At 63.5% G+C, this 2,534-nt stretch carries 1 protein-coding gene and 1 pseudogene; one reads left to right on the top strand and one right to left on the bottom strand.

The genetic code is table 11. The features are described 5' to 3' along the window. On the bottom strand, positions 1-2,178 hold a 2,178-nt coding region (gene gyrA / locus AC30N0_RS10250; protein ID WP_489517817.1), incomplete at its 3' end, for a DNA gyrase subunit A. A 259-nt stretch (positions 2,179-2,437) separates the two neighbouring features. On the opposite strand from gyrA, the pseudogene AC30N0_RS10245 reads away from it, so the two are divergent. Next, positions 2,438-2,534, top strand: a pseudogene (locus AC30N0_RS10245) (outer membrane protein OmpA); the annotation flags it as partial.

Below are 2,534 nucleotides of genomic sequence, written 5' to 3'. Positions count from 1 at the left end.
GACGTCGTTCTCGTCGAAGCGCACCGCCTTGCCGCCGTCGGAAAACAGCATCACGTCGTGGCGGCCGTCGGTGATGGCCGCGCCGATCAGGAAGTCGTCTTCGTCCAGGTCGACCGCGATGATGCCGCCCTTGCGCGGGTTGGAAAACTCGTCGAGCGCGGTCTTCTTGACCGTGCCCTGCGCGGTGGCCATGAAAACGAAGTGATCGGCCGGAAAGCTGCGCGCGCCGTTGGTGAGCGGCAGTACCACGTTGACCTTCTCGCCAGCCTGCAGCGGGAACATGTTGACGATCGGCCGACCGCGCGAGCCGCGCGAGCCTTGCGGCACTTCCCATACCTTGAGCCAGTAGACCCGGCCCTTGTTGGTGAAGCACAGGATGTAGTCGTGGGTGTTGGCGATGAAGAGCTCGTCGATCCAGTCGTCGTCCTTGGTCTGCGTCGCCTGCTTGCCGCGTCCGCCGCGCTTTTGCGCGCGGTATTCGGAAAGCAGCTGGCTCTTGATATAGCCGGTGTGCGAGAGCGTCACGACCATGTCGGCCGGGGTGATCAGGTCTTCGGTGCCGAGGTCGGTCGCGTTCGCTTCGATCTGGCTGCGCCGCGCGCCGAGCTTGGTCTGGCCGAACTCGGCCTTGATGGCGGCGAGCTCGTCCGAGATGATGGTTGTGACGCGCGCCGGCGTGGCGAGGATGTCGAGCAGGTCGGCGATCTGCGCCATCACCTCCTTGTACTCGCCGAGGATCTTGTCCTGCTCGAGGCCGGTCAGGCGCTGCAGGCGCATCTGCAGGATCTCGCCGGCCTGCTCTTCGGACAACCGGTAGAGGCCGTCGGGCTGGATGCCGAACTCGCGGCGCAACCCTTCAGGGCGGTAGGCGTCCAGACCGCTGGCGCTGTTGCCGGCAACACGGGCGTGCATCTCGCGCACCATCGCCGAGTCCCAGCTCTTGCTCATCAATGCGGCTTTGGCGACGGGCGGGGTCGGCGACGCCTTGATGGTGGCGATGAACTCGTCGATATTGGCCAGCGCCACCGCCAGACCTTCGAGCACATGCCCGCGCTCGCGTGCCTTGCGCAGCTCGAACACGGTGCGCCGGGTCACGATTTCGCGCCGGTGCTCGAGAAAGACCGCGATCAAATCCTTCAGGTTGCACAACTTCGGCTGGCCGTCGATCAGCGCGACCATGTTGATGCCGAAGGTGTCCTGAAGCTGGGTCTGCTTGTACAGGTTGTTCAACACCACCTCGGGCACTTCGCCGCGCTTGAGTTCGATGACCAGCCGCATGCCCGACTTGTCGGACTCGTCCTGGATGTGGCTGATGCCTTCGAGCTTCTTCTCGTGCACCAGCTCGGCCATGCGCTCCTGCAGCGTCTTCTTGTTGACCTGGTAGGGCAGCTCGTCGATGACGATCGCCTGGCGCTGGCCGCGGTCGATATCCTCGAAATGGCACTTCGCCCGCATGATCACCCGGCCACGCCCGGTGCGGTAGCCCTCGCGCACGCCGGCCAGCCCGTGGATGATGCCGGCGGTCGGAAAGTCGGGCGCCGGGATGATCTCCATCAACTCGTCGATGGTTGCGGACGGGTCGCGCAACAGGTGATGGCAGGCGTCGATCACCTCGTTCAGGTTGTGCGGCGGGATATTGGTTGCCATGCCGACCGCGATGCCGCCCGAGCCGTTGACCAGCAGGTTCGGCAGCCGCGACGGCATGACCAGCGGCTCCTTTTCCGAGCCGTCGTAGTTGGGGCCGAAGTCGACCGTCTCCTTGTCGAGATCGGCGAGCATCTCGTGCGCGATCTTGGCGAGGCGGATTTCGGTGTAGCGCATCGCCGCGGCGTTGTCGCCGTCGACCGAGCCGAAGTTGCCCTGGCCGTCGACCAGCATGTGACGCAGCGAAAAATCCTGCGCCATGCGAACGATGGTGTCGTAGACCGACTGGTCGCCGTGAGGGTGGTACTTGCCGATCACGTCGCCGACGATCCGGGCCGATTTCTTGTAGGGCCGGTTCCAGTCGTTGCTCAGTTCGTGCATCGCGTACAGCACGCGCCGGTGCACCGGCTTCAGGCCGTCGCGCGCGTCGGGCAGCGCGCGTCCCACGATCACGCTCATCGCGTAATCGAGATACGAGCGCCGCATTTCCTCTTCGAGACTGGTCGGAAGCGTTTCCTTGGCGAACTGGGTCATGCGGCGCGATGAAGAACAGGAGGCGAGGTTTCGCCACTCCAACAAGCAATTCTAGTTGCGAGCGGATGTCGCGACGAAGCAACAACGGTGGGCTGAGCGTCGTGACGCGAAGCCAAAATCAGGCTGTGCGCAGGCCCTATGGCACAATCCGCCGACACTGGACAACGCCCGTGGCCTCGGGGTTTTTCATTACTTCCGATTAGATTTCGGACGATTTTTGCAGGTAGTAACTGCGCCTTCTCTCGAGAGGAAACAAACCATGAAGAAATTGAACAAGGTGGCATCGCTCTTTGCAACCGCTGCGCTCGCAACTTCGATGTCTGGCGCGTTCGCGCAGACGGTTGACAACTGGGTCA

Origin of the sequence: Rhizobacter sp. (assembly GCF_031412495.1) — a bacterium.
Classification (GTDB): domain Bacteria; phylum Pseudomonadota; class Gammaproteobacteria; order Burkholderiales; family Burkholderiaceae_C; genus Schlegelella_A.
The sequence above is the reverse complement of the archived record's forward strand: the minus strand, read 5'-3'. Positions and strand labels throughout refer to the sequence as shown.